This is a genomic window from Candidatus Ruminimicrobium bovinum (genome assembly GCF_902760015.1).
GTDB classification, from domain to species: Bacteria; Elusimicrobiota; Endomicrobiia; order Endomicrobiales; family Endomicrobiaceae; genus Ruminimicrobium; species Ruminimicrobium bovinum.
Window position 1 is genome coordinate 1 of record NZ_CACWEU010000084.1, and the last position, 2,958, is coordinate 2,958.

Sequence of the window (2,958 nt, forward strand, 5' to 3'; positions counted from 1 at the left end):
CCTATACCGTAATCTAAAGGGACAATATGGATTCAACAAATATTGTGAAAAAAACTATCAGACAAATTGAAATCCGTTCAAAACATTTGGTCAGTGAAGGGCTGGGTGGAAAATATCAAAGTACATTTAAAGGTCAGGGAATGGAATTTGCAGAAATCAGGGAATATCTGCCGGGAGATGATATTAGAGCAATTGACTGGAATGTTACTGCCAAACAAAAGAAACCGTATATAAAAGTTTTTACGGAAGAGAGAGAGGACAGTTATTTTTCTTACGGATATGTCGGCCTCTTTGTTTTTTGGAAGTAAAATACAAACGAAAGCTACCCTTGCTGCAGAGATAGTTTCCGTCCTTGCTTTTTCTGCTATCAGAAATAATGATAGAGTCGGAATGTTGACTTTTACCGATAAAATAGAAAAAGTTATAAAACCTGCTAAAGGTAAAAATAATATATTAAGGATGATAGACGAATTGTTATCTTTTAAACCTGAAGGAGTAAAAACATCTTTATCCGTAGGACTTAAAGCTATAAATGAAATTTGGAAAAAGAAAGCGATTGTTTTCCTGGTTTCCGATTTTAAGGATGTTGATTACGGCAGAGATTTAAAATTAACCGCTAAAAAACATGATTTAATATGTATAGATATTACGGATCCGAGAGAATTTGATATTCCAAATATCGGTTTAATAAATTTTTATGATGCAGAAAAAGATCAAAGTTTTCTGTTGGATTCCGGCAGTAAAAATATGCTTAAAGATTATTACACAAAGTTATCCGAATTTGTTACCGAAAAACAAGATATTTTTAAGCAAGCAAATGTAGATACGATAAATATAATAAACGGATTGCCTTATTTACCGGAACTTATCAAATTTTTCAATAACAGACAAAAAAGGAAACAAGTGTTAGGATAGCAGGCTATGAAATTATTTAGATTTAGTTTAATGTTATTTTTATTTTTGTTTTTTTCTTTTTTGAATGTAACCGCTTTTACAACATTCCCTAAGGCAATATTGAAAGTTGATAAAAATGAAATGTATGTCGGTGATATGATTAATGCGGAGGTTGATATATCCGTTCCGACTTTTGCATTATTGCTTCAGAGCGAAGATGATTTTGTTGTTGAAGGGTGGGATATTTATGATTTTTCTTTTGAACAAGATATTGCAGATGAAGAAAAATATAAATTAAAAATAGTATTAACCGCTTATGACAGTAAAATAAAAGAAATTCCGAAAATAAGACTGTCATATATAAACAAAACCGATGCCGACAAAGATAGCAATATTCGCGAAAAATTTTATTTTTTTACCGACAGTATGCCGATAGTTATACATAGTGTTTTAAACAAATATGATAATGATACTGTTTTTGATATAAAAAAAATAAGAAAAATACCTATTCCTAATACATTTTATATACTATGTACAATATTTGTCTTGTTTGTTGTATTTGTTGTATATAAAAATATAATTATTGTTAAAATGCAAAAATATATAAAAGTAAACTTTTCTCCCCGGGAAAAAGCCATACATCAACTCAATAATATTCCTATAACGGATTCGGCTGTTTATAAAACGGATAATATAAATAATTATTATTGCACTTTGAACAGAATACTAAAAAATTTTATTTTGGAAATGTTAAAGAAAAACAACAAAGAAGTTACAAGTACCGAGTTAATTGATATGGTATCCGTAAAAGATAATATTTCCTATGGATACCGCAACGAAATATCTGATTTATTAAAAATATATGATAATTTGAAGTATTCCATAAATTCATCGGATAAAGATAAATTTATAAATGTATATATACAAACAAGAAATGTTATAGAGAAATTAAATGTTCAAAAAAGTAATTTGGAGATAAAATGATATATTTCAAATCCCCTCTTTTTTTCTTATTAATACCGTTATTGATATTATTCATAATATATTTGAAAATAAAAAAAAATAAGGCAAAAAGTTCATTAATCAATTTTTCGCAATATATCATATTCAACGGTATAAAAAAATCCGCAAAAATAAAGTTTTACAATATAGTCAATATATTAAATTATATTATATTGCTTTTGTTCGTTGTAACTTTAGCCGGACCGCAAATCGGTAATAAAACGGAAGATGTTCTAAATCAAGGAGCGGACATAATGATAGCATTAGATGTTTCTTCCAGTATGGAAGCACTTGATTTTAAACCCGTAAACAGATTAGAAGCCGCAAAAAAAATAGCCGTTAATTTTGTTAAATCCAGAAAATACGATAGAGTCGGTGTAGTCCTTTTTTCAGGATTTGCTTTTACACAGTGTCCTCTAACGAACGATATGGAAACGGTTACACGACTTTTGGGACATGCAACAATAAATATGATAGCTGTTGACGGAACGGCAATAGGTTCTGCAATAGTTACGGCAAGTAACAGGCTTAAAGACAGCCAAGCAAAAAGCAAAGTTATAATTTTAATTACAGACGGCACCAATAATATCGGAGAGATTGATCCCATAACTGCAGCTAAAATAGCACAAAAATTAAACATTAAAATATATGCTATCGGTGCAGGAAATCCGGACGGAGCATATTATCAGGTTATGGATCCCAATGAAGGAATGAAACTTGTTAAATTGCAGGAACAGGATTTAGATGAAACAACATTAACACAAATTGCGGAAATTACCCAAGGACAATATTTTAGAGCAAACAATACAACAATATTAAAAAATATTATTTCTAAAATAGATAAAACGGAATCCACAAAAACAAGTTCAATAAAATTTACAAGTTATTCGGAAATTTTTGACAAATTTATTTTAATAATCTTTATTTTAATGTTAATAAACATTTTTTTTGAAAATATTTTGTTTAGGAAGTTGATATAAATGTTTGAAAATCAATATGCTTTATTTTTATTATTTATTATCCCTTTGTTGTGTATATTCTTTTTGTTTTGTTATAAAAAGA

Annotated in this window: 4 protein-coding genes; all 4 read left to right on the forward strand. The window is 28.7% G+C overall.

Annotated features, from left to right (window positions below; translation table 11 throughout):
* Window positions 1-26: 26 nt before the first annotated feature.
* The 4 genes from ACMUOV_RS02950 (at window position 27) to ACMUOV_RS02965 (ending at window position 2,876) form a co-directional block, all read left to right on the forward strand.
* Window positions 27-308, forward strand: coding sequence for a DUF58 domain-containing protein (locus ACMUOV_RS02950; protein WP_413853559.1), 282 nt, complete (start codon window positions 27-29; stop codon window positions 306-308).
* A complete protein-coding gene (locus ACMUOV_RS02955) occupies window positions 292-915 on the forward strand; it encodes a DUF58 domain-containing protein (protein ID WP_413853560.1) in 624 nt (207 codons plus the stop codon). Before ACMUOV_RS02950 ends, ACMUOV_RS02955 begins: the two co-directional genes overlap by 17 nt.
* A 6-nt stretch (window positions 916-921) precedes the next feature.
* Entirely contained in the window at window positions 922-1,878 is a 957-nt protein-coding gene (locus ACMUOV_RS02960; protein WP_413853561.1) for a hypothetical protein, read from the forward strand.
* Window positions 1,879-2,150: 272 nt separating this feature from the next.
* A complete protein-coding gene (locus ACMUOV_RS02965; RefSeq protein WP_413853562.1) occupies window positions 2,151-2,876 on the forward strand; it encodes a VWA domain-containing protein in 726 nt (241 codons plus the stop codon).
* The last annotated feature ends 82 nt before the right edge of the window (window positions 2,877-2,958 follow it).

What these genes read in the sequence shown, in the direction of transcription:
- ACMUOV_RS02960 (WP_413853561.1), top strand. Translation starts at nt 922, where the DNA reads ATGAAATTATTTAGATTTAGTTTAATGTTATTTTTATTTTTGTTTTTT.
- ACMUOV_RS02950 (WP_413853559.1), top strand. Translation starts at nt 27, where the DNA reads ATGGATTCAACAAATATTGTGAAAAAAACTATCAGACAAATTGAAATC.
- ACMUOV_RS02965 (WP_413853562.1), top strand. Translation starts at nt 2,151, where the DNA reads ATGATAGCATTAGATGTTTCTTCCAGTATGGAAGCACTTGATTTTAAA.